The sequence below is a fragment of the Bradyrhizobium sp. AUGA SZCCT0431 genome, assembly GCF_018131065.1.
GTDB lineage: Bacteria > Pseudomonadota > Alphaproteobacteria > Rhizobiales > Xanthobacteraceae > Bradyrhizobium.
In genome coordinates this window covers 56,719-81,752 of the sequence record NZ_JAFCLR010000040.1, presented here as the reverse complement: position 1 = coordinate 81,752, position 25,034 = coordinate 56,719, and the positions used below count along the sequence as shown (strand labels likewise).

Sequence of the window (25,034 nt, the reverse complement as noted above, 5' to 3'; positions counted from 1 at the left end):
GTGCACTTTGTTTTGTGCAAACCGCACGCGAGACCGCGGGTGCAGCGCGCACCCGGTCTTCCCTGCGCCCTCTCATTGGAGGGCGGAAAGTTTCTGGCAAAGCTCGGGCGCACAGCGCCGCGAGATTGCAAAACTGCGCTTGGATGATGGTGCAACAACAAACACCGCCGTCGTCCCGGCCTCGAGCCGGGACCCATACGCCGCGGCCCATCGGTAAGAGCGCAGGCGTCAAATACCTCCCGCAACAATAACTGCCACGGAGTATGGGTCCCGGCTCAAGGCCGGGACGACGCGTGGAGAGAGCTGAGAAGCGCAATGACCACGGAATGGGTGTGCCACAACCCGGCTGTCATCGCCCGGCATAGCCGTTCGAAGAACGGCGTCGCTTCCGCTCCGCCTACGCCCGGGCGACCCAGTATCCCAGAGACGCCAATGATCGAACCGAGAAGCCGCGGCGTACTGGGTCCACCGCTTTCGCCGGGACGACAGTTGTGGACGTCACTTCAATTGTGGACGTCATTGGTGTGATGCGAAGGAACCGCGGCGCTAAATCCGCACGGGTCCTATGCCGCAATGCGGGAACCATGACACCACGCGGACGTTGTCTCCCGATGGCGGGCACCATGTCTGCCTTAATTCGGGCCAAAGAACCTTGGGGCTGGGGCGTTCCGGGTGTTTTTTCATTGGTTCAATTCCCATGGGTGTGCAGCTGACAGGGAAACGTTCGGCAGCGAATGATTCCGCCTCCGCAGCCGTGCGGCAGGATAATGATCGCGTCATCGAAACTTCCATTCCGGCGCGGCTCGATGATTTGCGCTGGAGCGGATTTCATACCCGCGTCGTGCTGGCGCTCGGGATCACCTGGATTCTGGATGGGCTGGAAGTCACGCTCGCCGGCGCCTTGTCCGGAGCGTTGAAGGAAAGCCCGACGCTGCGCTTTTCGAATTTCGATGTCGGACTGGCCAATAGCGCCTATCTCGCCGGCGCCGTGCTCGGTGCGCTCGGCTTTGGCTGGCTGACCGACCGGATCGGCCGCAAGAAACTGTTCTTCATCACGCTCGCGGTCTATCTCACGGCGACCGCGGCAACCGCGTTTTCATGGAGCGTGGGAAGTTATGCGCTCTTTAGATTCCTGACCGGTGCCGGGATCGGCGGCGAATACACCGCGATCAATTCGACGATCCAGGAACTGGTGCCGGCGCGCTATCGCGGCTGGACCGATCTCGTGATCAACGGCAGCTTCTGGATCGGGGCTGCGCTCGGCGCGGTCTGCGCGATCGTGCTGCTCGATCCGGCGTGGATCGGCCCTGATATGGGCTGGCGGCTCGCTTATCTCACCGGCGCCGTCCTCGGCCTCGTGGTATTCGTGATGCGGATGTGGATTCCGGAAAGTCCGCGCTGGCTGATGATCCATGGCCGTCCCGATGAGGCGCACGCGATCGTGGATGCAATCGAGAAGTCGGCGGGGCAGGTACGGGATGAGACGAAGGGTGTCTTGCCGAAGATCAGATTGCGGATGCGCAGCCATACGCCGCTGCGCGAAGTCGCGCACACCCTGTTGACGGTCTATCGCCAGCGTTCGATGGTTGGCCTCGTGCTGATGGCCGCGCAGGCGTTCTTCTACAACGCGATCTTCTTCACCTTCGCGCTGATCCTGACCGATTTCTTCAACATCCCGGCCAACCATGTCGGCTGGTATATCCTGCCCTTTGCGGCGGGCAATTTTCTGGGTCCGCTGCTGCTGGGCCGGCTGTTCGATACGCTGGGCCGCCGCAAGATGATCACGCTGACCTATGGCGTGTCGGGCGTACTGCTGGCGCTGTCGGGCTATCTGTTCTCGATCGGAGCCCTGACCGCGCAGACCCAGACGATCGCCTGGATGGTGATCTTCTTCTTTGCCTCACCCGCGGCGAGTGCGGCGTATCTCACCGTCAGCGAGACGTTCCCGCTGGAGGTGCGCGCACTGGCGATCGCGCTGTTTTATGCGATCGGCACCGGAATTGGCGGCGTAATTGGGCCCGCTTTGTTTGGTGTGTTGATCGATACGGGATCGCGCACCAGTGTTTTCGCCGGCTACCTGTTGGGGTCGGCATTGATGATCGTTGCGGCAGCCGTGGCGTGGCGATACGCCATCGCCGCCGAGCGCAAGTCGCTCGAAACTGTCGCACGACCGCTAGCCTTTGTGGAGTAGGATGAGATGAACGAGGATCTGTTGGAAATGCCATTGGAAGATGAGATCGTTGGCGAGGAGGAAGGTGCGCCGGAAACCGTTCCGGTGCCGCGCTCGCTGGTGCCGCATTTGAGCGAAACCGCCATTTTGCTCGACATCGACGGCACGCTGCTCGAATTGATGCCGACCCCGCGCGAGGTCTGGGTGCCGCCGGGGCTGTCGAAGACGCTTAACCGGCTGTTGGCTCGCACCAACGGTGCGCTGGCGCTCGTCAGCGGCCGCTCGCTCAACGATATCGACTTGATCTTCGCGCCGGAGCAATTCCCGGCCGTCGGCGGCCATGGCGCGGAAATGCGCATCGATCCCGACAATGAATCGGTCGACTCCCATGCGCCGCCGATGGACAGGGAATTGAAGCGTCGCCTTGCGGCGATTGCCAAGCTCAGCCCGGGAATACTGCTTGAAGACAAGGGCTATTCGCTGGCGCTGCATTATCGCCTGGCGCCGCATGCGGAGAAGGCGATCTATGCCGCAGTGTCGCTGATCAGGGCCGACCTGCCGAACGCGCCGATCGAAGTGCTGCCGGGCAAATGCGTCTGCGAGATCAAACATTCTGGTTTCACCAAGGCGACCGGTGTGCGCGAGCTGATGACGCGTGAACCGTTCAAGGGCCGCCGTCCGCTCTTCATCGGCGATGACGTCACCGACGAAACGGTGTTCGGCATCATGCCTGATTACGATGGTCTCGCATTCTCCGTCGGCCGCCGCGCGCAAGGCGTGCAGGGACATTTCGATTCGCCGAGCGATGTGCGTGAGTTTCTTGCGCATCTGCTCGACGACGAAAGAGACGCGGCGTTGCCATGATCGGCCCACGATTTTGCAAATGGCGCCGGTTTTAGAACACAGTTCCCTGACGCATCACCGTCATCTCGCGAAAAATTTTCTTTTTCGTGAGTTCGGGTGAGTTCCGTCCGCGCCAGCCCGAATTTGGTTTCAATTCGTTGAAAGGTTGGCCAGGAACCATATTGATGAATGGTTGTTAATTCGCGAGTGCAGCAACAGGAGGGGACCTGTGAACCTCGTCGTCGTCTCTAACCGCGTTGCGCGCGGAAAGCCCAATGAACCCATGACCGGAGGCCTCGCGGCGGCTTTATTGCCCGTTGTCGAGAAATCCGGCGCGATTTGGGTTGGTTCCAGCGGTCGCGTTCGTGACGGGAACCAGAAGGAACCTTTCGCCGAAATCGAAGCCTTGGGGGCGGGCGCGCTGGCCATGCTCGATCTGCCGGCGGCGCATTACGGCGGATATTACGAGGGTTTTGCGAATTCGGCGCTGTGGCCGGCGCTGCATTCCCGCGCCGACCTGATTCGCGCCTCCCAGGAGGATTACGTCAGCTATCGCGAAGTGAACGCCTTCATGGCGCGCGCGTTGCTGCGCTTCAAAAAGCCGGACTCCGCGTTCTGGGTTCAGGACTATCATTTTCTCGCGCTCGGCGCCGAGCTGCGTGATCTCGGCGTGACACAGCCGATCGGCTTCTTCCTGCATACGCCGTGGCCGGCGCGCTCGGTGATATCAGGCGTGCCGCATCATCGCGATCTGATCGAGGCGATGCTGGCCTATGATCTCATCGGTTTCCAGACCGAAGAGGATTGCGAGAATTTCCTGGCTTACGCGCAGTCCGATCTCGGGCTCGCCGTGCATGACGGCGTCGTCGTCTCGCGCTATGGCCGGACCCGCGCCGCGGTATTTCCGATCGGCATCGATCCGCAGAAATTCGCCCAGCAGGCCGCCAAGGCCACGACGCATCCGGATGTGTCGCGGCTGCGGCGCAGCCTGAATGGCGAGAAGCTCGCGATTGGCGTCGACCGGCTGGATTATTCCAAGGGCTTGATCAACCGCATCAAGGCGTTCGACCGGATGTGGACGCTGCATCCGCAGCTTTTGCGCACCGTGTCGCTGCTGCAGATCGCTACCCCGTCGCGCGGCGCGATCGAAGCCTATGGCAATCTGCAGAGCGATGTCGCCAGGCTCGTAAGCGACGTCAACGGCGTCCACGGCGAAGTCGACTGGACACCGATCCGCTATCTCAACAAGGGCTTTGGCCAGGCTGTGCTCGCCGGGCTTTACCGCACCGCGCAGGTCGGTGTGGTGACGCCGCTGCAGGACGGCATGAATCTGGTCGCCAAGGAATATATCGCCGCCCAGAATCCCGCCGACCCCGGCGTGCTGGTGCTGTCGAAATTCGCCGGCGCCGCCAACGAACTCGACACCGCATTGCTGGTAAACCCGCACGATATCGACGGCATGGCCCGCACCATCTCAACCGCGCTTTCGATGCCGCTGACCGAACGGCGGATGCGCTGGGAGGCGATGATGACTAAGCTGCGCGGCGGCACGATCCAGCAATGGTTTGCCGATTTCATCGACGCGCTGCAGGAAAGCCAGCTCGATAGAGGCCCTTTGGGACCCGTCATGGCTGATGCGCCGACCCGGTTGCCGCTACGCTCCATCAATAATGGCGCGCGGTATCATCATTAAAGCGTTTTCACGCGAAGTGGCCCCCGGTTCGCGTCAAGAAAACGCGTCAAGAATCCAAAGCCTAGACTCTCAGTAGCAGTAGGAAACGCCATCCAGCACCGGGCAGCGTGCCCGGCGCGGATCGCTCGGATTCTCCATCGGCACCACGCCGTTGCCCTTGCCGACGAACACGCCTTTTCCGACGATGACGGACGATTTGTTGCCGATGATGACGCTCGGATGCGGCGAGGCCAGGCTCGATCGCGTGCCGTCGGCCCAGATGATCGCTTCCCCCGAAAGGATGCCGCGCCTTCCGTCGTCGCAACTGACATCAACGCCCTGACGGGTGCAGGATTGCGCCATTGCGGGGGCCGCCGCGCCCGCGACCAGCGCCGCTATCAGGGTGGCGAATGAAAGCGCCCGCGTGATCATCATGCCGTTCTCCGCCCATGGTTGCCCCATGGTCGTCGGCGATAACCTGATTCCGGTTCAAGGCCCAGCGCCAAGCGGTTGCCTCTGCGGACATAAGATACAAATTATCCAATAAATTCAAACAATTGGGGAAATTTCAGCGCGCGTGCCCGCGGTCCCTTGCAAAAACCGTCCTGCCCCTTCAAGAGAGGGCCTCCGGAGAGATGGCCGAGTGGCTTAAGGCGCACGCTTGGAAAGCGTGTGTGCGGGAAACCGTACCGTGGGTTCGAATCCCACTCTCTCCGCCATATCCTATTGAAAAATAAAGTAAATCTTCGTTTTTCGACGGTTGATTCCCGGATTGCTTCTGGGCGGGACGGGGTTTTGGAAGCCAGCGTGATCCGTTCTGAAATTCGGTTGAGAGCTGAGCTTAACTGCGCTTTGCCGTTGTTTCTGCACCTCCACACCAACGAAATACCGCGCACAGACCCATTGGTATAGGTCGACTACGTACGCGTCGTAGATTTGGATATTGGAGCGAGCAAATCGGACATCTGCGCGATCAGAGTGGTCACCATTTTGGAACGTGGCGGCAGAACTCGAACCTGCAACCGCGGGTTGGTGTAGAAACAGCTATGGAAAACGTTGAGTCTACCGATCGCCCGCCGACGCACCGCTAGAACATCACCAAGGCCGGGGGGGCGAGTCCTTCCTCGCTACCAACGCTCAGATGCGCGCCAAACTACGATATTCTGCGGTCGCGTACGATTGATGGTGGCAGCTAAGCCGCGGGCGCGCGTGCCATGTCACGAGCAGTCTTCGCCTGATGCGTGGTAAGCGAACGGCCGCTCGTGGCGCGAAGTGGCCGTTGGTGGCTTCGCTCATTGATTTTTGACGACGACACCGGGTACTCGGACGCATCCTGATTTCAGCCACTTGGGCTGCTTGGCGCGCCGTCCGGTTGGACGTCGTATTAACGACGATTTACATCCGGAACTTGCGGAGGGAAGCCATCCACGCCACCTAGGGAGAACGACTGTGTGTTGGATGGCAATTACAAAAAATAGTCCACTTTGTAGTCCGCAATGTATCCCTCTAAATCGCCGGATTTGCTGCTTTTTCTAGGAAAACAGGCGGATAGTACCTAATTGGCGGAGTGTCCCTCCCTCTCCGCCACCGTTTTGCGATAGCGCAGAAGTCCTTCAGAAACAGGCGTTTCTCGAACCGCCGGAAAATGACGGTGTAGCACCACGGTGGAGCACCGCGGCGGTCGAACTTTGCCATTCTTGAAGTAACCGCGGAAGAGAAATCACCACGGTCCGCGGTGGCGGCATTCCGCGCTTACACCGGCCCCGGTGCAAAGGCGAACGGATGGTCGGTGATGACGTTGCGACCGGCTGTCTTGCGCAGATCGAACTGGAAAGGTGCAGCAGGTGGTGCGTGGGCCGTACGCTCAGGCAGGTCTCGCCACGGTGCACTGGATCGCAGCACCCAGCAGATGCCGTTCAGCACGCGAGGGTCATCGACACGCGGCACGCCTCGCGGCTTGTTGGCCCAGCGGCAGTCTCTCTGTTCGAGGCAGGGGCTGTTTGCCTCGCCAAGAGATCCGCGAGCCGCCTGCAGAGCCAACTCGCTTGGCAAATTGGCGGCCGCCCTTGGGCATTTCCTCCCTGACCTGCCGTGATCTTGATAGAGATCCCGGCGTCTTCGCGACGGCCTCCGCCGTTGCCATCAGCTTGTCAAGGGGGTACGACCTTCGAGACAAGATTGATCTGCAACGCCCGTTGCGCGTCGATCGGTTCGGCTGTCAGCAGCATTTCCATCGCTATGCCGACGCCGCAGAAATTGACGATCCTAGCGATGCCTCCGTCGCCGTGAAATCCGCGACGGGCCTCGAACGATCCGAACTGTGCGTTCTCCGACGCGATGCGGATATCGGCCCCAAACGCGGTCTCGAAGCCTCCAGCCAGCGCCCATCCGTTGACAGCCGCGATGACCGGCTTCGAGAAGCGATGCTTGCCGCGAGTCGTTCCGCCAGGGCCGAACTTCACCCAGTCTGCTACCTTCCCCGGAGTCGCATCAACGTACGCCGACACGTGAGGCTTGAGGTCCATATTCGCCATGACACCTCCCGTGCCAGCAAGTCAGGATGCGCCAAGCTGCACCACGGAGCCGGGCAGTAACGCTGCAAACGATTGGTCTGGCATCCCCGCCTGTGCGAGCGCCGCTGCGAGGTCTCGGGGCGGCTCATCGTAGCCTTCGTCCGTAAGGCGGAATGTGCCCCAATGATGACCGACCGCCTGCTGCGCACCGCACAGGCGGAAGGCTTCGACGGCTTCGGCCGGGTTCATATGTTGGTCCTTCATGAACCAGCGAGGCGCGTATCCCCCGATGGGCAGCAACGCCAACCGCAACCGCGGATGCGCCCGGCCCACCTCGCGGAAAGTGTTGCCATCGCCGAAGGCCGTGTCGCCCACGAAGTAAATGCCGCCACCCGGCGCCTCGATCACGAACGATGCCCACAACGCGTGCCGCCGGTCGGTGAGCCCGCGCGCCGACCAGTGGTGCGTCCGGCGAAAATGAACGACGACCCGCGGGTTCAGGCGAACTCTGTCATTCCAGTCGCCGCTCTCGACGACAATGGTGGGGTCGGCGCCGCGAATGATTGCATCGTTGCCGAGCGGCACAATGATGCGGGGCCGGTCGCGGCGCCAAAGACGCCCAAGCGTGCGGAGGTCCATGTGGTCATAGTGACTGTGGCTGACCAGGACCGCGTCGATGGGCGGCAGGCTGTCAAAGGCGATGCCAGGCGCAGTGTGTCGGGCCGGCCCGGCAAACGCGAGCGGGCTGGCGCGCTCCGACCAAACCGGGTCGAGGAGGATGTTGAGACCGTCGACCTGGACCAGGAAACTCGCATGTCCGATGAACGAGACGCGGCAACGACCTTTTTCCAACCGTGCCGGCGGTAGATCTGGGACGGTGGCAGGCAGTGCGCCCGGCCAAGCAGTGGCACGGGAGCCAAGCTGCCAACGGAGCACGTCGACCAGGCCGCGGTCCTCGTCCTGGCTGCCAGGATTGAAAAAGCGCGTTCCGTCGAAGTGGTCGCTGACCGGACCTTGGTAATAGGCGTTGGTTCCTGCAGACGCGCGATTCGGCAGGACGCCCGTAACGAGAGCGGCGAGACCTGTAACAAGGGCGCGGCGCGAGGGTCTGACGCTGACCATCAGGACGCCGCGACGGTGTGCCGATCGCCCCGTTGGGAAGCCAAAGCGGCGGGGTACCTCTTGTCGGATCGCATCGCGGCAAGTCCGTTGCTCATCGTGGTTCGCGGTGCGTACCCTAGATCGGCGCGGGCCTTGTCGGTGCGGATTGTGAATGGCTTGCCGATCAGTCGCAGCATCTGGCGGGTGATGGGCGGCTGGCCCTTGAGGCGCAGCAAACGCCAAACCGCACCCATCAGACCGGCCATCGTCCACGCCAGCCGGAACGGGACCGCCTTGTCGGACACGCTCACGCCGCGCGTGGAGAGCAGAGCCGAGATGAAGCCCTTAAGGGTGCTTTTTTCATCGTCGGCAACGAAATAGGCCTCACCGCCCCGGCCCCGGTCTGCGGCGAGGATGAGTGCATCGCAAAGGTTGTCGACGTGGCAGCTCGACATCGCCTGCTTACCGCCATCGACCCATTGCCAGCGGCCGGCGTGCACGGTCTCGACCATCTCGTGGAGGGTCGGCATGCCATCTCCCCAGACGAAGGGCGGACGAAGAGCGACCGTTTCCAAGTCAGGCCGAACGCGGTTGGCGCCCAGTAACACGCGCTCTCCTTTGGCCTTTGAAGAGCCGTAGGGCGAGAAGGCGCGGACCTGCAGAGGAAGAGTTTCGTCCACATCGACCATCGGCGCGGGATCACCCATCACCACTGCAGCGGCGCTGACAGCCACTACCCGGCGCACGCTTGCGGTGGCGGCGGCTGCGTTCACTATGTTGCGCGTTCCGTCGACATTGACTTGATCGAAAAGCGCTTGCTCGCCCCACAGCTTGAAATGCGCGGCAACGTGGAACACGACATCGCAGCCGGCCATGGCCTTCCTCAGAGCCTGCTCTTCACCCAGGCTGCCTTTAACTGGGGTGGCCCCTAGCGCCCGGACTTGGGCCTCGCTTTGAGGACTTCGGGCGAGCGCGCGAACCTGCCAACCACGTTGCAAGAGGTGCGAAATCAGGCGTCCGCCAACGAAGCCGGAGCCGCCGGTGACAAGCGCAATGCGAGGTCGTTCGGGTGGGATGGTCAGTTCGGGCATGGGGAAATCCTCTTCGTTCAGATTGCAATGCCTCCTTAGCACTCCTCTGAACATAATTCAATAAACATAATTCATAAAATGTTCGTTATTGTTTGTGACATTGGATTGCCGTAGGCTGGGCAAGCAACCTACTGGTCTCCATGCCCGAACCCTCTGCTTCTCTCGATGAGCATTCCTTCCGCGCGCAGATCCTAGAGGCTGCGCGCATCCAGGTACGTCGCTTCGGCGAGGCCAAAACGAACGTGGTCGACATCGCTCGTGGGCTTGGCACCTCACACACCACGATCTACCGGCACTTCCGCTCAAAGGCGGACATATTCGACGCCTTGGTCGTCGAGGCGATGCGAGACGAGGAGGACATGGCACGTCGCTTCGTCGAGACGGACGGTCCCATCGCGGAACGCCTGGAGGGCATGGTACTGGCCTTGCATGCTCGTAAGCGCGATCGGTTCGCGACCGATCCCGAAGTTTACGGCCTCTACCGCCGCATTGTGGAAGAGCGGCCGGAGATCATCGCGGCATACGCGGTCGCGATGACGACTTTGATCGCGCGCATCCTTGCGGATGGGCGACGACGTGGCGAGGTTAGGATCGACGACGTCGAGGCCGCGGCGGGTGTTGTGCGGGATGCTGTAACCGTGTTCGTCCACCCAGCCCATGTGGCCGCCGCCGTTGCGGCCGGCTTGCCGAGCGAAAAGATGGCCCGCAACGTTGTGCGGACGCTTTGCGCAGCGTTCCGGGCCGGGATCGACCTCGACTGACGGCCACGAACCGCGGTTGTTCGCTAACGCAGATCATCGAGGAGAGTAGTGAAGCATGGTCATCCGAGATGGGCCCGTCGATCTACAACGCGCCGCCGTTCCGAACGCAACGAGCGGGTTCGCATCCGGGAAGTCGAAGATCGCGCGGAGGCCGCCCGGCTGATCGGCTTCTCGCCCGACTACGTCCCGGACGGAGAGCCGATCCGGATCGTGTTCGTCACCGATGGTCTCGGTCGCCCTTGCTGCGGAACGCACGTCGCCGAAACCAGCGAGGTCGGCGGCATCGTGATCCGGAAGATCCGCAACAGGAAGAACCAGACAAGCGTCGGCTACGACATCACAAACGTGTCTCGCCCTTAAGTAAGCGGCTTCAAGACGGGCCAAGATCCATCCGCAACCGCATCCGGTCCATGTGTCTCCATAAAGGAGGGCCGTTGCAACGGTGGAGTGGCGTGCGCGCGGAACTCTAATGGGATAAAGCGGCTTCCGGATCGGTTGCCGCGCGATGTTCGATGGGCAACGGTGGAAAGCGTTTACCATCCGACCGAATCCGCTTGAGCTGAGCCACCGGTTTCGGTACATACTGGCGGTACACACAACCCACCGCGGTTGTCTGGAAACGCTGATCTTGCAGCGGTTTTCGAGGTCCATAGGACCCTGGCAGAGAATTCCTCCCTCTCCGCCACTTTAAAGCAGCTTCGAGAAAGCCCCGTAAAATAAGGCCTTACTGCACGCCAGGAACATCTGGTGTAGCCCCCGGGTGTAGCCCCTCGGGTAGCCCTGAACCTGCCATAGCAGGGCGAAGAATTCAACGCCGGCAAGCATAGGGCCTCAACCGGCGAGGTAGGGCCAATGTTCTCAGATGCGCGTCCCGCGACCGGAACGTGTGCCTTCGCGGCGACGTCAATTGGCATCGTTCGCTACTAGCTACTGCATCATGCGCCGAGCCGTTGGACGGTTAGAGCGATGAGCTCGATGCGTAGCAACGCTGCGTTGGTCGGCTTCTGGCGCAAAGCGGACATTAGGCCGAACGCCGATGTCGGCTAAGTGCCAAAAGCGGAAGTCGGTCAGCAAAGTCGGATCGTCCGCTTCAGTCCCGGCAAACGGACATCAAAAGTGCCATTGGCGGAAGTCGCTACCATGCGTAGCGCACCACGCCCTTGCCAGCGTAGCTGCGGGTGACGTTCGAGAATTTGCCTTCGAACGTCGCCGCCGCCGACCAGCCGTTGATCCACTTCATTTCAGCGGAACCAGTCAGCAGCGCCGCCTCAGCCGCTTGCCGCGCGCCGTTGACGACAAAGCTCGCCCCGGCAGGGTCTGGAACGTGGCGCCGATGCTGCGGTCGGGGTTGAAGTCGTGCGCGGCCGCGCAGGGTGAGGATCGCGTTCGTCATAGCGAGCGATTTGTCGGTGCGCCGGCCGAGTTCGCTGCGAGTGTCGGTGACGCTCTTGGAGTTATAGGCGAGCGCGAAGATGTTGCTGCCGACGATTGCCTGCTCGGCGTAGTTCGGCAGTTCGAACGTCGTAAACCGCCCGGCGGCATACGGCGTCCATTGAGGTTGAACGAATTTTTAGTGGGTTGAATTTCGTTGCCTCGGCGACTCAGGTGCTCCCATATCCATACCTGCGGGCTTGGTGCCTGCAACGAGCCCTTTGCGATGTCACGCTAGTAGCTGGCGGAGCGGTCCGGCCCTGTCTCTCCGACAGCCTCGCCTCGCTGATTCCACGACTGTGCAAAAGCAGACGCAACCCGGTGACGCAACGCTGTTTTGGCAGCAGACCAAGAGTGCCGCGCCGCCGTCTTGGAGTGATCAGGCTTTCAATAAAGCCTTTACTGGTGGTTCGGCTCTTGCCGGCGATCGGGTTCTAACTGAGGGGGAAGTTCACCTGACCATTGGTCCACGTGATTTCCGGAACGGTGCTAGCGACGCCGGATTCAGAGAACGGCCTCGAATGGCCTCAGAGCTCCCGCAAGCGAGGCGGGCACATTAACGGGAACAAGGCCCTTTTCGGCTAGCCGCATGCAGCCGATCTCCTGGAAGCCGTGCGCGACCGTCTGCTCTTCACCCTCTCCCCTCTTGAAATAGGAAAAGTCGAGCCCGATCTTGTTCTGGCGCAAGTGAGCCAACGACATCTGTAGGTCGATCTCGTCGAATGCGTTCAATTCTTGGAAATATTCGCAAGACACTCGAAGCGTTACCAAGCGCAGGTCACGCGCGAGATCGCCAAGGATATCCGGAGCGTGTTGCCTCAGGAACATCTCGCGGCAGCGCCCTTGCCAAGCGAGATGTCGAGTGAAATAGACGTTCCCAACCAAATTGGTCTCTTCAAAGGAGACGATATGCCGATATACAAAGGGCGACGGCGTCGTTGACTTCGTGACATTCATGCGGTGGCCTCGCGAACCAGCCGGGAAGGAATTTGCAGTATGGATGTCGTTGTGCGGCGAAGACGGCCGACTGCAACAGCATAGATGCCCGACGTCGTCAGCAGGTCCACGGTAATTAGTTCGACGTCACCGATCGCAGCAACAACATTGGGCTTTATAGCGCTAATAGCGGTGCTGTCCGGCCTTCTTCCGAGTTTGCGGCATACCTCGAGGGCGAGATGTCGCTGGATTTCCTCAAGATCGTCCGCCTCGGCCCCGTCGGTAGGCTCAATGTCGCATGCGATCGGGCAATTTGCCGTGACGGCCAGCGTGATGACAGCTCCATGCGCCAGCGATACAAATCCGAGTCCGTCTCTGCGGATCGGACATCCGTCGCCGCGGCGTTCGATCAGTCCCTTGCGGCCGAAAGAGTGCAACGCGCTGGTTCGCCGCAATTCGCGCGAGCTCTCACCATGGATCAGCGCAATCTCGATCGAATCGTCTTCCAGCGATTCGCGGGCGATCCGCTCGAGATAGGGCCGCGCCAGTGGAGGAGCCGCGGTTAGCACTGGCGACATGTGGATGCCCCCGACCACGCGAAACGCTGCGTTCGTCCATTGCCAAGCGACGCACCCGTTCGCGTCAGTCGCTACGATATCGAACACGTAGCTGTCCGCGAACGACTTCTTTTCCTTCGCTCGAACATTCACGGCGATCCCGGCATTTTGGTCGACTTCGATTCGCTCGGCGGCCACCGGCAAAACGCGTCTGTGCGGCACCGCGATCTGGACCGCGTGCAGAGAGGCGTCAGCAATGCCGGGATCCCACAGCACGAGTGTGTCCGGCTCGTATTGGCCGAACCAACGCGCGCGACCTTGCCGGAGGCGGGCCGAAATCTCGCGTGACGTGGCCAGCTCGAAACAATCCAACCTCTCGAAACGGTGGCGGCCAAAGAATAGTGGGCCGTAGAGTGGGGCGGCGGGAAATGCCTGGCCGAGTGGCGAAAGGTCAATCTCGGTGCGTTCGATCGCTGCACTGCAGAAGGTCGCGCGCATACAGGCCACTGCGAATTCATCATCTTCGGCGAACAGTTCGACCTCGGTGGTTGAGTCTCTGCCGTGTAGCGCGGCAATCCTGATTTTCATGTTGGCATGCTCTGCCACGTAAACGGCGCGTGTGAAGGCGACGCTCCTCATCACTATACGCGGTTCAAGCGGCCGTAGTGCGTTGGCAACCTGCGACATCGCCTCCAGAGCCACTACACCAGGGAATACGGTATGGCCGTCGATGGCGTGATCGGCGAGATACGGATCGCGGCCAAGTGACAGCGTGGTTTCGACGATCAGCTCAACGCCCGGGAAATGCAGCCTCGGTTCATCGACGAAGCGCATCATTGGCAGCTCCGCCGGTCCGAGCGAGAGGTTGCGCGGTTTCCCAAACCGGCTCGTGACGATAGTCGAACCTATGGCATTTTCGAGTAACAGTTTGTCGAATTCCTCGAGCGCATCGTTCACCGATATAGCGTCCACGCCGATCGCGCCAAGCCTCTCGATGGTGCCCAACCGCTCGCCCATGCCTATGCCGCCCCAGAGGCTCCATTCGATGGCAAGCGCGGTGCGATGCGCCGCCGCGCGAGCCCACGCCTCGGTGGCTGCAGTCTGCATGGCGTTCGCCAGCGCGTAAAGAGTCTCGCCCTCAAGTCCGATGCGGCCGATAATCGAACCGAACGTCACAAGCCGTCGCAACTGGGGGCCCAATGCGAGCAGCACCGACTCTAGTGCGGTAGTCTTAAGCGCGAGGGTGCTCTTAAGACTCTGTTCGTCGATTTCGGTGAGGCGCCTTGGTTCGTTTACGCCGGCTGCATAGAGCAAAACCGTAACGGGACCGAATTTCCGAACGGATGACTTGAGGCGCTCCGCGAATTCGGCCGGATGCATCAAATCGGCGCTCACATAGTGGCAGGGCAGGCGCTTTTGCTTCGCGCGATCAAGCGTCGCGGCAACTTCTGGATCATCCGCAGCGCTACGCCCGACCATGATAACGACTGACCCACGTTGGGCAATGCGCAGCGCGCACTCGGCGGCGATACCTTTCCCGCCACCGACCACGACTACGATATCATTCGCGGTGATGGCCATGGAGGGAAGCGAGTCCGGCGCGCTCGGTGATAGTCCGGGGGTCTCGAACCCCGTCTGCCCGACCAGTCGAACCTCGTGATACCGCTCAACCTGCGCCGAGAGCATCTTCTCGATACGGATGTCGCTCCTGCCCGCGGCGCCGCGATCGATGACGCGAAGCGAACGAAAGTACCTTTCGTACGCAACGGACCGAGCGAAGGCAGAGATCGGCAATGCGTTATGGCAAATTGCTAAGTTCTCGACCCCAGCGCGGATCGCCGCCGCGACCAAGTCGACGAGGCGCTCGGCTTGAGGCATTCTGAATTGACCGTCGATCCAGATGAGCGAGCTACGGCTGAACCTATGCTCGGTGGACTGATGCGCATCGGGCTCGATTGTTACCTCGCTCCAGCGATTGGGGTCGGTGTTTCGGTTTAGCTCTGTTGCGGCCTGCCAGATCATACCGTAAGTGCGGACCCACGGCCGTACTCCTGCTATGCGTTGCTGGCCCGCGGCTGCGTCACCGAACTCGCGAAGCTCGCTCAGGGCCGAGGCGAGGACGTGCGGCGTTGCATTGGCGAACTCGGTGGGAAGTGAAGGTATGCGTACGTTCAGCGCCCTCGCGGCCGTCCGTACAATGCGCGCGACCGCTAGCGAATTGAGATGAAGCGTGTCGAGAAATCGGTCGTCGGGACCGATGAGAGAGAGGTTGAGCCCGGTCTCCTTGGCGACAGTCGCAAGAACGACGGAAAGCGGCTCGCCGTCAGGCGGCATGGCAAGCGCGGTGTCCTCGACGGCGAGCGGTGCAGTGATCGGGCTCTCGATTGGCTTAGACGTATTGCGGGTACCGCAGGGATTCTCGATGAACCGGGGGACGTCTGCGGGATCGAAGCAGCGGATAGCGCGGTCATTGAACAATTCGTTGGCACGGATGTCGACGCCGGCTACGAACAACGACCCCAACGTGGCAAGCAGCGGTTTGAGGGACTCGCCAAGCGCATCAACCGACATCGCCGTTATATCACGTTCTCGCGCTAGCCTGGTCAGCCCATGCCCGGGACCGACTTCGATTAGGATGTCCGACTTCGCCGCCATTTCCTCGAGCGCGGTATCGAATATCACCGGCTTTGAAAGTTGGTCGACGAGCAGTTGCTTCAGATTGGCACCGGGTAGAAGGGATGCGCCGGTGACAGTCGACACTACCGGGGCGGCGACGGGATTGATGTGCACATCTACCAGCGCAGTGGCGAGCGGGATAGCTGCGCCCACCATGTGCGGACTATGAAACGCATGCGAGACTGCCAGACGCGATGTGTCGATTTGGTGTGCTGCGCACCGTGCCGCGGCCCTGTCGATGTCGGTAGGGGAGCCAGCGACGACGGTTTCGAAGCGGCCGTTTCGGCAGGCCACGACGACCCCGCAATCGCTCAATAGCTGCTCGGCGTCGTTCGCTGAAAGTGTGACGCGTAGCATAGCGCCGCCGGCCAGACCATGTTTTGCCATGATCGCCCCACGCGCGCGGGCAAGTTCGCCGGCGGCGCTGGGTTCTAAGGCGCCGGCCCAGGCAAGAGCCGAGATTTCGCCGAGGCTATGGCCGGCAGCGATATCGGCCGTCACTCCCAGACGTTCCAGCACGCGGAGGGCCGCCAGTGAGGACGCAACGATAATTGGTTGCGCAACGTTCGTTGCTGCCAGATCGCCGTTCGTGGCTGGCATTTGGGCGATAAGGTCCGCAGCCTCCGCAAAGCGACGGCGCCAAACGCCACCTTGCGGTCGGCACGGCGCGCCCTGACCCGGAAACAGAAATCCGATGCGCGGAGTGCCCTCGGGCCTTCCGATGAATAGGTCGGTCTGGCCAGCGTGATTACCGCTTGCAATTGCGAGTTTGGCGGCAGACAAACGCTCCGCAAGTTCGGCTCCATTGGAGGCGAGAACCGCTAGACGAACCGGACCATAACGCTGCATCGCGGCGCAATGCGCGGCGGCGTCGGCAAGCTCGGCCATCGAGAGCGTCGCGGCCCGTCTTTCTAGTTGAGTAACAGCGGCGATCACTTCATGAACGTTACCGCCGGAAAATAGAAATAGCTCGATCTCCTGAGCGATCGGTGGTCGCGGCAGAGCGACAGAGGGTAGGGTCGGTCCGGCGCGTTCGATGACGAAATGAGCATTGATACCGCCGAAGCCGAAACTCGAAATGCCAGCGATGGCTGGCTGAGTATCGGCGATCGCCTTTGGGGCTAAGGCGAGGCGAACGCGACCATCCACTTCCGCAAAGACGGGATGAGGCGTTGTGCAACCTACATGAGGCGGCACGATGCCATGGCGCAAAGCCTCGATCGCTTTAATTAGGCCTGCAAAGCCCGCGGCCGCTTTGGTGTGACCAATATTGGCCTTAATCGAACCGATCGGTAGCGGGGCATGCGCGCTGTCGCGGAGCGCAGCTAGCGCGCGCACTTCGATCGGGTCACCGACTGCCGTACCGGTGCCATGCGCTTCGACAAAGGCAACATCGCCAGGTTCCACTTGCCCCATCTCATAGGCGCGTCGATAGGCGCTGAGTTGCCCTTCGCTCGATGGTCGCGTGAGGCCGCCGGCGCCGTCGGTCGAGAGTCCCCAGCCGCGAATTTTCGCCAACATCGGCAGACCGCGCCGTAAGGCGTCATTCTCTCGCATCAATACGGCGCAGGCGCCACCTTCGCCTGGCCAAAAACCTCCCGCGCGCGCATCGAAGACGCGCATCTCGTCGGCCGCAAGTGCGCCATTCCGAGAAAAGCCTACCAGTTCGAATGGATCTAGGCTGAGATCGACGGCCGCTACCACAATGGCGTCAGCCTGTCTCAGCGTCAACAGGTTTGCGGCGTCGGCCAATGCCACTAGCGACGAAGCGCATGCGGCGTCAACCGAATAGGCTCCGCCGCCGAAATCGAAATAGTTGGCGATGCGCCCGGCGATTGTATTGGCAAGGCCGCCGGCAAGGCTCTCTTCATTGGGATCGGCGAAATGACGACGCATCCCTGCGGCGAAACGCTGCCGCACGGCCCTCGTGGTCTCACCGGATAGACCTTCGGCCTCGCTGGCCTCGCTCAGCACGTCCTCGAGGAAGGGAAGCCGCAGGCGGAGCAACGCCGCCCGGCTGAATTCGCCGGTCATGGTGTTAGCAACGACAACCGCGGTACGCTCGCGGTCGAGACGGTCCAATCCTCCAATTCCATCGATCGCTTCTGCCGCCAGTTCGAGGGCGAGCCAGTGCGTTAGGTCGGTCGCAACGAACGTCTTTCCCGGAATTCGGAATTTCCCACGGTCGAAGCTCCAATTGATCAACAGTGCGGCACGGATCTGAGAGATCGAATCAGCTTCACCAATCTGGTCCGCCGCATAGCGCGCGAGGTTGATCCGCTCCGCGGGCATTGCCCGAAACGAGCGACGGCCTTCAACAATGTTGGTCCATAGTTCCGCTGGTGATGATGCATCTGGAAAACGACAAGACGTCGAGAGAATGGCCAAATTCATGGTGACGAATCCATTCGGCAGCCGTTTCTATTCCGCAGGCGCAGCACGCACGGAACGAATAAAGAGCCCCGCCGCAAGACGACTACGATTCACGGGCGAGAGCGCCAGCCAGACACCGCGAATCGCCGTGACGACGGTCAGCGAATAGAATAGGCCGAACACGATGTGCAGGCTCATGAATAGTGCATAGAAGAAGGCAACCGCCACCGCGAACAGGATCTGGTTTTTCAATTTCGAAGGGGAAGTCGCAGGATCAGTAATCATGTAGAACGTGAAGAGAATGAAGGCGAAACCGGTCATTGGAACCAGTCCGGCAGCGATTGGGGTCCCGTTGAGAGCCGCGCGCACCAGCGCCTGCACCGCGAAGGCTGAGATCCAGGTGAGAATGAGCGGTATCCGCCCCGTCGCCTTGATGTTTAGATAGCTGCCGGTGCAGATGATGATGAGCGGCAGGATCCAGTCCACGATGCCCGAGGTATTTTCGGTGAACTGGTAAGGCGGCGCAATCCCGACCGACGGAAACAGAAGCAGCGTGATGGTAATGCCGAAATTGGAAGGATTGAGCACGTGTCGGAATACGGGTCTTCCATCGCTGTCTAAGTTCACGGCCACGCGGAATAGGTATTTTGATGCCATAGCCGCCGAGGCCGCGAATGCCACCGCGGCAACGTTCTCAGCGGCATAAAGCAGCATACCAACGGCTAGCCCGCTGATATGCGCGGGCAGCAGAAATTTGATAGCATTGACCGTCGAGCCGGCATATCGCGCGCCGCGGCCATTTACGCGGGCGTCGACTGCTTCACCGACGAACTCGGTCGCATACGCCGCGGCGAGTGCCGCAAAGGGTGTGATCCAGGATTGTTCGAAGCCAAGGAACAGGTGTCCTGCGAAATTGAGGATAGTGATGGCTAACGCGAAGCGCGAAAGCCCCCCCAGTCGCTTTTCGGAATACCAGCGGTCGGCGACCTGCACGGGCACCAACGTATGTTCTGGATGAGCTGATCCGACGCCCAAATCACGGCCTTGAACTAGCGACACGGCACGACCCCTCTCTCAGGCTTTCGTTGACCGGAAATGCTTGTCGGCATTCGGCTTCGCCGAGCACGATTTGGTAGCGACCAGGTATGGCTCGGATCGTTTCGCTACGGACGCCGCTTTCATCGCGCCACGTAATGTTGACGTCTAGCAGCTCGTTGTCGGGCGTTCGGCCTACACCGAGATGAATCTCCTGCGCCCGCTTGCCGCCATGGCCCGATCCGCCGTCGACGACCGACGTGACGATCCTTTGCTTGTCATTATCTGATACCACGACCTTCGCCTCGGCGCCGATTGCCGCACGGCTTCCGGCGACATGGCCCGGGAGACGCAGGTCGAACACGATCGCGCGGCCGGCGTTCGCCGAGGTGTTGTGTAAGAACAGCGAAGGGCTCCATTGCCGGGCGATGACGACGGAGAGACGACCGTCACCGAACACGTCGCCGGTGGCGATGCCGCGCGAGACGGTCTGACTGTCTAGACCCAGGCGGCTCCATACGTCGTGGAAAATGCCTTCGGCGCCGGGTAAGAACAAGCGGTCGTGATCACCCCCGGAAAGATCGTCGCCGACTGATACTCGGGGCCAGGACGCTGGATGCAGCAGTAGCTCATCATTGGCCATCGCTAGTTCCTGCAGCTCCGGCCAGCGGCTGTGCTGCCCGCGCACGAAGCCAATCGCTTGCAGCAGCGCGGGGTGTCCTGAATTCAAAAGATCGACGAATTTGATGTCCCAAGCCCAACTGCTGGTCCAAATTCCGCGCTTGAAACTTTCATCGCGATACGGCGCCTTGCCGCGCAGCCAGACGCTGGTGTTGCCGGTGTTGATGAACAGGAAATGGCTTTCCAATAGTGCGTAGGGCGAAGAGATGTTGCTGACCGCAATGGCGGCACGTCCGTCTCCCCCGACGTCGCCGAAATCGACGCCCATTCCCTTGAACGAATCCTGTCCCAAGACTTTCGACCGCGGCGTCGTGAAGTCCCTGTCGCCATCCACTAATTCGAAGCGCGGATGCCCAGGTCTCGAGCGGTTGAGCAGTAGCCGGTCAGGCCCGAAATCATTGGCCACATAGATTTCGGGAAGATGACGATACGGCGCGAGGCGTTCGCCGATAAGCTCGATCAGGTCACCATCCAGATCGCGCGCGGCAAGCGCCAACGTCCAACCATTCGCCATTTCCGGCGTAAAGGCGTCGCTCGCATCGCGATAGGTGACTGTCGTGGCGGTCGAACCCTGCCACAATAGCAGTCGGTTACGTCCACCATTAAAGGCGCGGGACATCGAATGTTGCATTTGGAAATTGGTCGTCGCGCGCACATCGAGGACGCGTTCCCCATCGGGGAAATAATTCCCGAACACCAGGTCGGGATGGCCGTCGCCGTCGATATCAGAAAAGATAGCAGCATTGGTATTCCAGTTTTCTCGCCCGGCAAATATCTCGACCGGCGTGAAGGCGGCCGCGGAAATCACCTGAGCGTCGTTGCGTAGGAATGCGATCGGCGGCCGTCCCCAGTAGTAAACCACGAGATCCATTCGTCCATCTTCATTGACGTCGGCGGGAAGACATCCCATAGGGGCTATGGTGGTCGAGTCATATCCTTCCGTTGGGACGGGAAGCGAGAAGGCAATGAAGCGCCGTCCAGTGCCGGGCGCGGGCAGCACCGAAACACTGTCATTACGTGGATCGACAAGGCAAATGTCGGCAGGTCGGCCTGTATCGCTGATGTCGGCGAGTGCCACGCCAGCGCCGACGGATGAGATCCAGGCATCAATGCGTTTGAGATCAGGATGCACATCGCGAATGCCGCGCATCGGCTGGCCGTTGTCGGCTGGCTCGATATAGCTCGCGGCGAAGGTCGGCAGTTCGATTGCCGGCCGTTGATCGTCCGTGGCCGCAACCTGATAGCTGGCCAGACCATACAACGCCAAGACAATCGCGGCGGTGGCGAAGCGGGCGGCATGAGGACGCAAGTGTTTAATCACGATCGCTGCTCCAGCATTGGGGTTATCGCAGCAGCGACCTGGCGCTGCCAGATTTCATACAACGGAGTATCGGCGCCTGCGGGCGGAAGATTTCTTCGGACGTCGCGTACGAGGGCGGAAAGCGCTTCCGCGCTGGCCCCGCTCACGTTCCGTGCGGCCAGATCGGTCTGTGCGGGAATATGTCGCGCCAGCGCGCGCGCTTCACACGCAAACGCCACACCCTGCGCGAAGCGCGACTTACAATCGCCGGCGTTCTCGAGCGCATCGGCGATATCGCCCTCGTCGGCTGGTCCGGCATAAGCCATGGCTAGACCGAGACCTGACCATAAGTCGCTTTGACGCTGGCTTGGGAAGCTTGCAATCAATCGCGTCGTGGCCGCGACCGAACCACCGCTGGCGAACCATAAGGCACGACCGACACCCTGATCATAGACGCGAGAGATGTAACTAGTTCGCTGGCGGCTCCAACCCGCCAGCACACGAAGGTGATAGAAGTAAGTATCGTGAAAGCCCAGTCCATCATAGGCGAGCCAATAGTGAACGGGATCGAGTTGCGCCAAAATCTGCCTACGTCGCCACGGTACCCGGGCCAGTGCCCAGCCGGTGCCAACATGTGTCAGGTAGGAGAATTCGCGCTCAAAAGACCGAAGAAAATGCGGTAAATTCGGCTTCTGCAGCGGTAGCGCGTCCGCGATGGCGAAGCCCATGGCTGCGCCCTCGACCGCAAAGCCTCGCCGGGATGGAGTTACCGTATCAACATGCTGAAGGGCGTCGTCGAGATGGTCGGCCGTGAGCGCCGCGTTGTAGCCGCCGATAAATGCGTGGCCTGTAGCCTCCAGAGCCAGTCGTTTGGTGGGGTCGATTTCGACGAAACCACGCCTCTCGAAGCTAGCCTCATCGTACGACAAGCTGAGAAGCCGGCGCAGCGGGCGTATTGAGCGCCCAACCCAAAAGCTGGTCCCAACAGCATCAGCTGCGCGTTTCGCGCTCACGACCGAGTTCCGCCCGTTTGCTGCCCGAAACGAGGACAAAACACGCGCGCCTTGTTGGATGGTACCAGCGGCATCCCGTGTCTCCCTAAATTTCTAAGCAGCCTAGATGCAAGCAACCTCGGAGAAATTGTCAGCAGTTGTAGGCAGCGATCCTTGCCGTCGGACCGTCTTGATCACGATAAAATCACGGAGGTCTTGCTGTGTCCGCCACGATCTTGGTGATCATGTCGTGATCCGCAAGCGGCAGAACTCATGATGGGGCGGTGAGCAACCATCGATTTGAGTTAGTAGGGTCGACGTTAGGATGCATAGATTCAGCAGTTCCATCCTGGATATGTTGGAAAAAAACAGATTTTTGGAGACGCGGATGGATGGCGCAGAAAAGCGCAACGGCTGCTATCAAACCTCCATCGTCGACGGTCGTACGGCATCTGTTGACTTCAAAAAGGCCGCTTGCCGCAACGAATTGCAGTACGTGCAAAGGTTTGAACGAGTGGTTTTGGCTATGAAACGTAGTTTCGATCAACCCATGACAAACAGAAAAATGGCGGATATTGCGTGTTTAAGCCCGTGCCATTTCAATCGCCTGTTTCATAACGCGACCGGAATTCCGCCAGTTCAATTTCACTATGCGCTACGTCTTGATCACGCCAAGCGCCTCTTGGTCTCAACCGACCTCTCGGTCACAGAAATTTGCTTTGAGGTTGGATACAACAGTCTCGGGACATTCATCAGCCGGTTTAATCAGCTTGTTGGCATATCACCCAGCGCATTTCGAAGCTGGACCCGACAATTCTCCTCAACCCGCCTGATCGAACTCGGCCTCACGCTCCTCGACACTAAGGTCGCGCCGGCCCTGTCGCGGAGTATTTGCGGTACTGTTTCCAGCGCTGGATGCGATGGGCTGATCTTCACGGCGCTGTTTCCGCGTGCGATCCCGGAAGGCGTGCCAGCCGCGTGCGCGCTCTCGAGCGCTTCCGGCCCTTATCACCTGTCGCAACCAAGTCGCGGCGGTTGGTACGTTTTTGCGGTGGTGATTCCACGGGCTGCGGCGGGCATGCAGCTGATTACGCTCGACGGACTACGTCGAGGGCGCAGCGGGCCGATTCGTGTAGAAGAAAACGGCTGGACCGGTTCGAGCAACATCGAACTGAGATCCGCGCGGATGCTTGATCCGCCAGTTCTGACTGCGGTTCCCGTTCTCTTGAGCCGCGTGTTGGCTGACCGAACGTTGCGGTTTTCGGCGCAACGATCGCCAAGAGCGCTATGCGACGCATCGCTAGGAAGAGTTTGATGGGCAAACGGTCTTCCGCTATAAAAATATGCCCTTTTGATTATTCGGCGCAGCGGTCTTTTGGACCCACTTTTCTGGTGTTAGGTCGGTAAGAAGCGTTGAGCATGGCTAGTTTTTCGTACCAATCGGGGACTAGAACGACTGGGTTCCATGGGTGCTACGAGTTCTTCGTCTCACCGGTCCGGTTGAGATATGGAATTGTCAGCAAACGACCTAAGCGTGTGTATTGACTTTCTTAGGTTTGTAATAGTTGCTAGTATAGTACGCTTCAGAGTTGTAACCCCGGAAAAGGGGATGTTCGATGTTGCGTGTTCGCATGTTGGGCGTACTCACCGTTTCGGTCGACGGAAAGCGGATCAGCGACGATCTGGGGCCCGCCGGACGACTGTTGGCTGGTTATCTATTCGAGTATATCGACCAAGTGCACCGTCGCGAAAGGCTGGTCGATATGTTCTGGAGCCGCCTAGACCCGGATCGCGCGCGCGCGGCGTTTAACACCGCGCTGTGGCGACTGCGAAAATTGCTGAACCGAGAGCCTAGCAGCCAAGGGGGCCAGATCCTGCGCACATACGGTTCGGAAATCGTACTCGAACCGGCGCCGTGGTTGAAAATCGACACGCATTGCTTCGCGTCCGCCGTGAAGGAGAGAGTTGAATCGAAATCGGTTGAGGATGTTGCTGCCCGGGTGGCTGTATTGGAGACCGCTATCCGCAATTACGCCGGTCCATTTCTGGAAGGCGAAGACGCCGACTGGATCTTAGAGGAACGCGAGCGCCTGCACTCGCTTTACGTTCGAGCGGAGACTGAACTGGTGTGCTGCTATGGGTGCAACGAGCGCTATGAGGACGCTATAGCCGCTGCACGACGGATTCTCGCATCGGACCCTTTCCGCGAATCTGTATTTCGAAGTCTTGCCCTTCTCTTCGTACTGAATGGTCAGCGTGCGAACGCCTTGCGCCATTATGAACGCTGGCGCGCTTCATTTCGCACGGAGCTTGGCATTGACCCCATGCCCCAGACCAGTCGTCTGGCTGAAGACATCCGGTCCGGTAAGATATTCGAATGTATGGACGAATTGAAGGAACAATGTTTCCGCCGAACGGAAACGGTTGTGCTCCGCCCGCGTTCGAACGCCTGATCAGGCAGTTTCTGCCCAATGTCGAACACGACGGCGGGTTCGCGTAGCCGTGACGCCATGACGAGTAGCGCGAGGACCGAGTGACCGTCGTGCGATATCGCGGTGAATAATCCGCGGAGACTGGCGAGAAAGAGATATCGAATACCCCTTTGTCATAGCATCATCTCACTCGCGAGGGGTTAAGCATGCTCGCTTCCAATGACGACGAGGTTTTTGTGATCCGTTTATGGCAGGAGCGCGAAGTGGCGGAATTGTCTCCGTCGCCGCATTGGCGAGCGCGCATCTCCTACGTGAACAATGGCCAACATTTTTATGCTTCTAGCATCGATAACGCGTTCGCAGTCGTAAGATTCTTGCTGAGCGAGAAGTATCAAAGTTGAGATAACGACCTTGTTGCGGCAACGATATATGTGCAATTGGCAGCGTCGGAGTTCGCGCCGGCGATTTCG

At 60.3% G+C, this 25,034-nt stretch carries 17 protein-coding genes, 1 tRNA gene and 2 pseudogenes; 9 read left to right on the top strand and 11 right to left on the bottom strand.

Annotation, left to right across the window (positions count from 1 at the left end; genetic code table 11):
• The first annotated feature begins 697 nt into the window (after positions 1 to 697).
• From JQ567_RS30175 to JQ567_RS30165, 3 genes are all read left to right on the top strand, one after another.
• The gene (locus JQ567_RS30175; protein ID WP_212442198.1) at positions 698 to 2,191 is read left to right on the top strand and encodes an MFS transporter; all 1,494 of its coding nucleotides are present in this window, start codon (positions 698 to 700) and stop codon (positions 2,189 to 2,191) included.
• 6 nt (positions 2,192 to 2,197) lie between these two features.
• Complete coding sequence (otsB, locus tag JQ567_RS30170; RefSeq protein ID WP_212269001.1) at positions 2,198 to 3,034, top strand: trehalose-phosphatase; 837 nt, start codon at positions 2,198 to 2,200, stop codon at positions 3,032 to 3,034.
• A gap of 208 nt (positions 3,035 to 3,242) precedes the next feature.
• Positions 3,243 to 4,706: a trehalose-6-phosphate synthase gene (locus JQ567_RS30165; protein ID WP_212442197.1), complete on the top strand. Its 1,464-nt coding sequence runs from the start codon at positions 3,243 to 3,245 to the stop codon at positions 4,704 to 4,706.
• A gap of 69 nt (positions 4,707 to 4,775) precedes the next feature.
• Here JQ567_RS30165 and JQ567_RS30160 read toward each other — a convergent pair whose 3' ends face one another.
• On the bottom strand, positions 4,776 to 5,120 hold the full coding sequence (locus JQ567_RS30160) for a hypothetical protein (RefSeq protein ID WP_212442196.1): 345 nt from the start codon (positions 5,118 to 5,120) through the stop codon (positions 4,776 to 4,778).
• A 194-nt stretch (positions 5,121 to 5,314) separates the two neighbouring features.
• On the opposite strand from JQ567_RS30160, the gene JQ567_RS30155 reads away from it, so the two are divergent.
• Positions 5,315 to 5,404, top strand: a tRNA-Ser gene (locus tag JQ567_RS30155).
• A gap of 1,121 nt (positions 5,405 to 6,525) precedes the next feature.
• Here JQ567_RS30155 and JQ567_RS30150 read toward each other — a convergent pair.
• From JQ567_RS30150 to JQ567_RS30135, 4 genes and pseudogenes are all read right to left on the bottom strand, one after another.
• Positions 6,526 to 6,647: pseudogene (locus JQ567_RS30150) on the bottom strand (transposase); the annotation flags it as partial.
• 188 nt (positions 6,648 to 6,835) lie between these two features.
• Positions 6,836 to 7,219: an enoyl-CoA hydratase/isomerase family protein gene (locus JQ567_RS30145; protein WP_212442195.1), complete on the bottom strand. Its 384-nt coding sequence runs from the start codon at positions 7,217 to 7,219 to the stop codon at positions 6,836 to 6,838.
• Positions 7,220 to 7,240: 21 nt separating this feature from the next.
• Positions 7,241 to 8,320 carry an MBL fold metallo-hydrolase gene (locus JQ567_RS30140; RefSeq protein ID WP_212442194.1) on the bottom strand — a complete coding sequence of 360 codons (1,080 nt, stop codon included), beginning with the start codon at positions 8,318 to 8,320 and terminating at the stop codon, positions 7,241 to 7,243.
• Positions 8,320 to 9,390, bottom strand: coding sequence for an NAD-dependent epimerase/dehydratase family protein (locus JQ567_RS30135; RefSeq protein ID WP_212442193.1), 1,071 nt, complete (start codon positions 9,388 to 9,390; stop codon positions 8,320 to 8,322). Before JQ567_RS30135 ends, JQ567_RS30140 begins: the two co-directional genes overlap by 1 nt.
• A 140-nt stretch (positions 9,391 to 9,530) precedes the next feature.
• On the opposite strand from JQ567_RS30135, the gene JQ567_RS30130 reads away from it, so the two are divergent.
• Complete coding sequence (locus tag JQ567_RS30130) at positions 9,531 to 10,151, top strand: TetR/AcrR family transcriptional regulator (protein WP_212442192.1); 621 nt, start codon at positions 9,531 to 9,533, stop codon at positions 10,149 to 10,151.
• Positions 10,152 to 10,199: 48 nt separating this feature from the next.
• Positions 10,200 to 10,511, top strand: a complete 312-nt coding sequence (locus tag JQ567_RS38955) for a hypothetical protein (protein WP_212442191.1) — start codon at positions 10,200 to 10,202, stop codon at positions 10,509 to 10,511.
• A 775-nt stretch (positions 10,512 to 11,286) separates the two neighbouring features.
• Here JQ567_RS38955 and JQ567_RS30120 read toward each other — a convergent pair.
• The 6 genes and pseudogenes from JQ567_RS30120 to JQ567_RS30095 form a co-directional block, all read right to left on the bottom strand.
• Positions 11,287 to 11,691 (bottom strand): annotated as a pseudogene (locus JQ567_RS30120) (autotransporter domain-containing protein); the annotation flags it as partial.
• 395 nt (positions 11,692 to 12,086) lie between these two features.
• Positions 12,087 to 12,539, bottom strand: a complete 453-nt coding sequence (locus JQ567_RS30115; protein WP_212442190.1) for a thioesterase family protein — start codon at positions 12,537 to 12,539, stop codon at positions 12,087 to 12,089.
• Complete coding sequence (locus tag JQ567_RS30110) at positions 12,536 to 18,145, bottom strand: type I polyketide synthase (RefSeq protein ID WP_212442189.1); 5,610 nt, start codon at positions 18,143 to 18,145, stop codon at positions 12,536 to 12,538. The genes JQ567_RS30115 and JQ567_RS30110 overlap by 4 nt, the downstream gene beginning before the upstream one ends.
• A 27-nt stretch (positions 18,146 to 18,172) precedes the next feature.
• Complete coding sequence (locus JQ567_RS30105) at positions 18,173 to 19,183, bottom strand: hypothetical protein (protein ID WP_212442188.1); 1,011 nt, start codon at positions 19,181 to 19,183, stop codon at positions 18,173 to 18,175.
• On the bottom strand, positions 19,161 to 21,161 hold the full coding sequence (locus JQ567_RS30100; RefSeq protein ID WP_212442187.1) for a VCBS repeat-containing protein: 2,001 nt from the start codon (positions 21,159 to 21,161) through the stop codon (positions 19,161 to 19,163). Before JQ567_RS30100 ends, JQ567_RS30105 begins: the two co-directional genes overlap by 23 nt.
• Entirely contained in the window at positions 21,158 to 22,153 is a 996-nt protein-coding gene (locus JQ567_RS30095; RefSeq protein ID WP_212442186.1) for a DUF1702 family protein, read from the bottom strand. Before JQ567_RS30095 ends, JQ567_RS30100 begins: the two co-directional genes overlap by 4 nt.
• A gap of 367 nt (positions 22,154 to 22,520) precedes the next feature.
• Here JQ567_RS30095 and JQ567_RS30090 point away from each other — a divergent pair, with 367 nt between their 5' ends.
• The 3 genes from JQ567_RS30090 to JQ567_RS30080 all read left to right on the top strand — a co-directional run bounded on the left by JQ567_RS30090 (position 22,521) and on the right by JQ567_RS30080 (position 24,965).
• Entirely contained in the window at positions 22,521 to 23,447 is a 927-nt protein-coding gene (locus JQ567_RS30090; RefSeq protein ID WP_212442185.1) for a helix-turn-helix domain-containing protein, read from the top strand.
• Positions 23,448 to 23,748: 301 nt separating this feature from the next.
• The gene (locus tag JQ567_RS30085) at positions 23,749 to 24,585 is read left to right on the top strand and encodes a BTAD domain-containing putative transcriptional regulator (RefSeq protein WP_212442184.1); all 837 of its coding nucleotides are present in this window, start codon (positions 23,749 to 23,751) and stop codon (positions 24,583 to 24,585) included.
• Between the two features lie 185 nt (positions 24,586 to 24,770).
• Complete coding sequence (locus JQ567_RS30080; RefSeq protein ID WP_212442183.1) at positions 24,771 to 24,965, top strand: hypothetical protein; 195 nt, start codon at positions 24,771 to 24,773, stop codon at positions 24,963 to 24,965.
• The last annotated feature ends 69 nt before the right edge of the window (positions 24,966 to 25,034 follow it).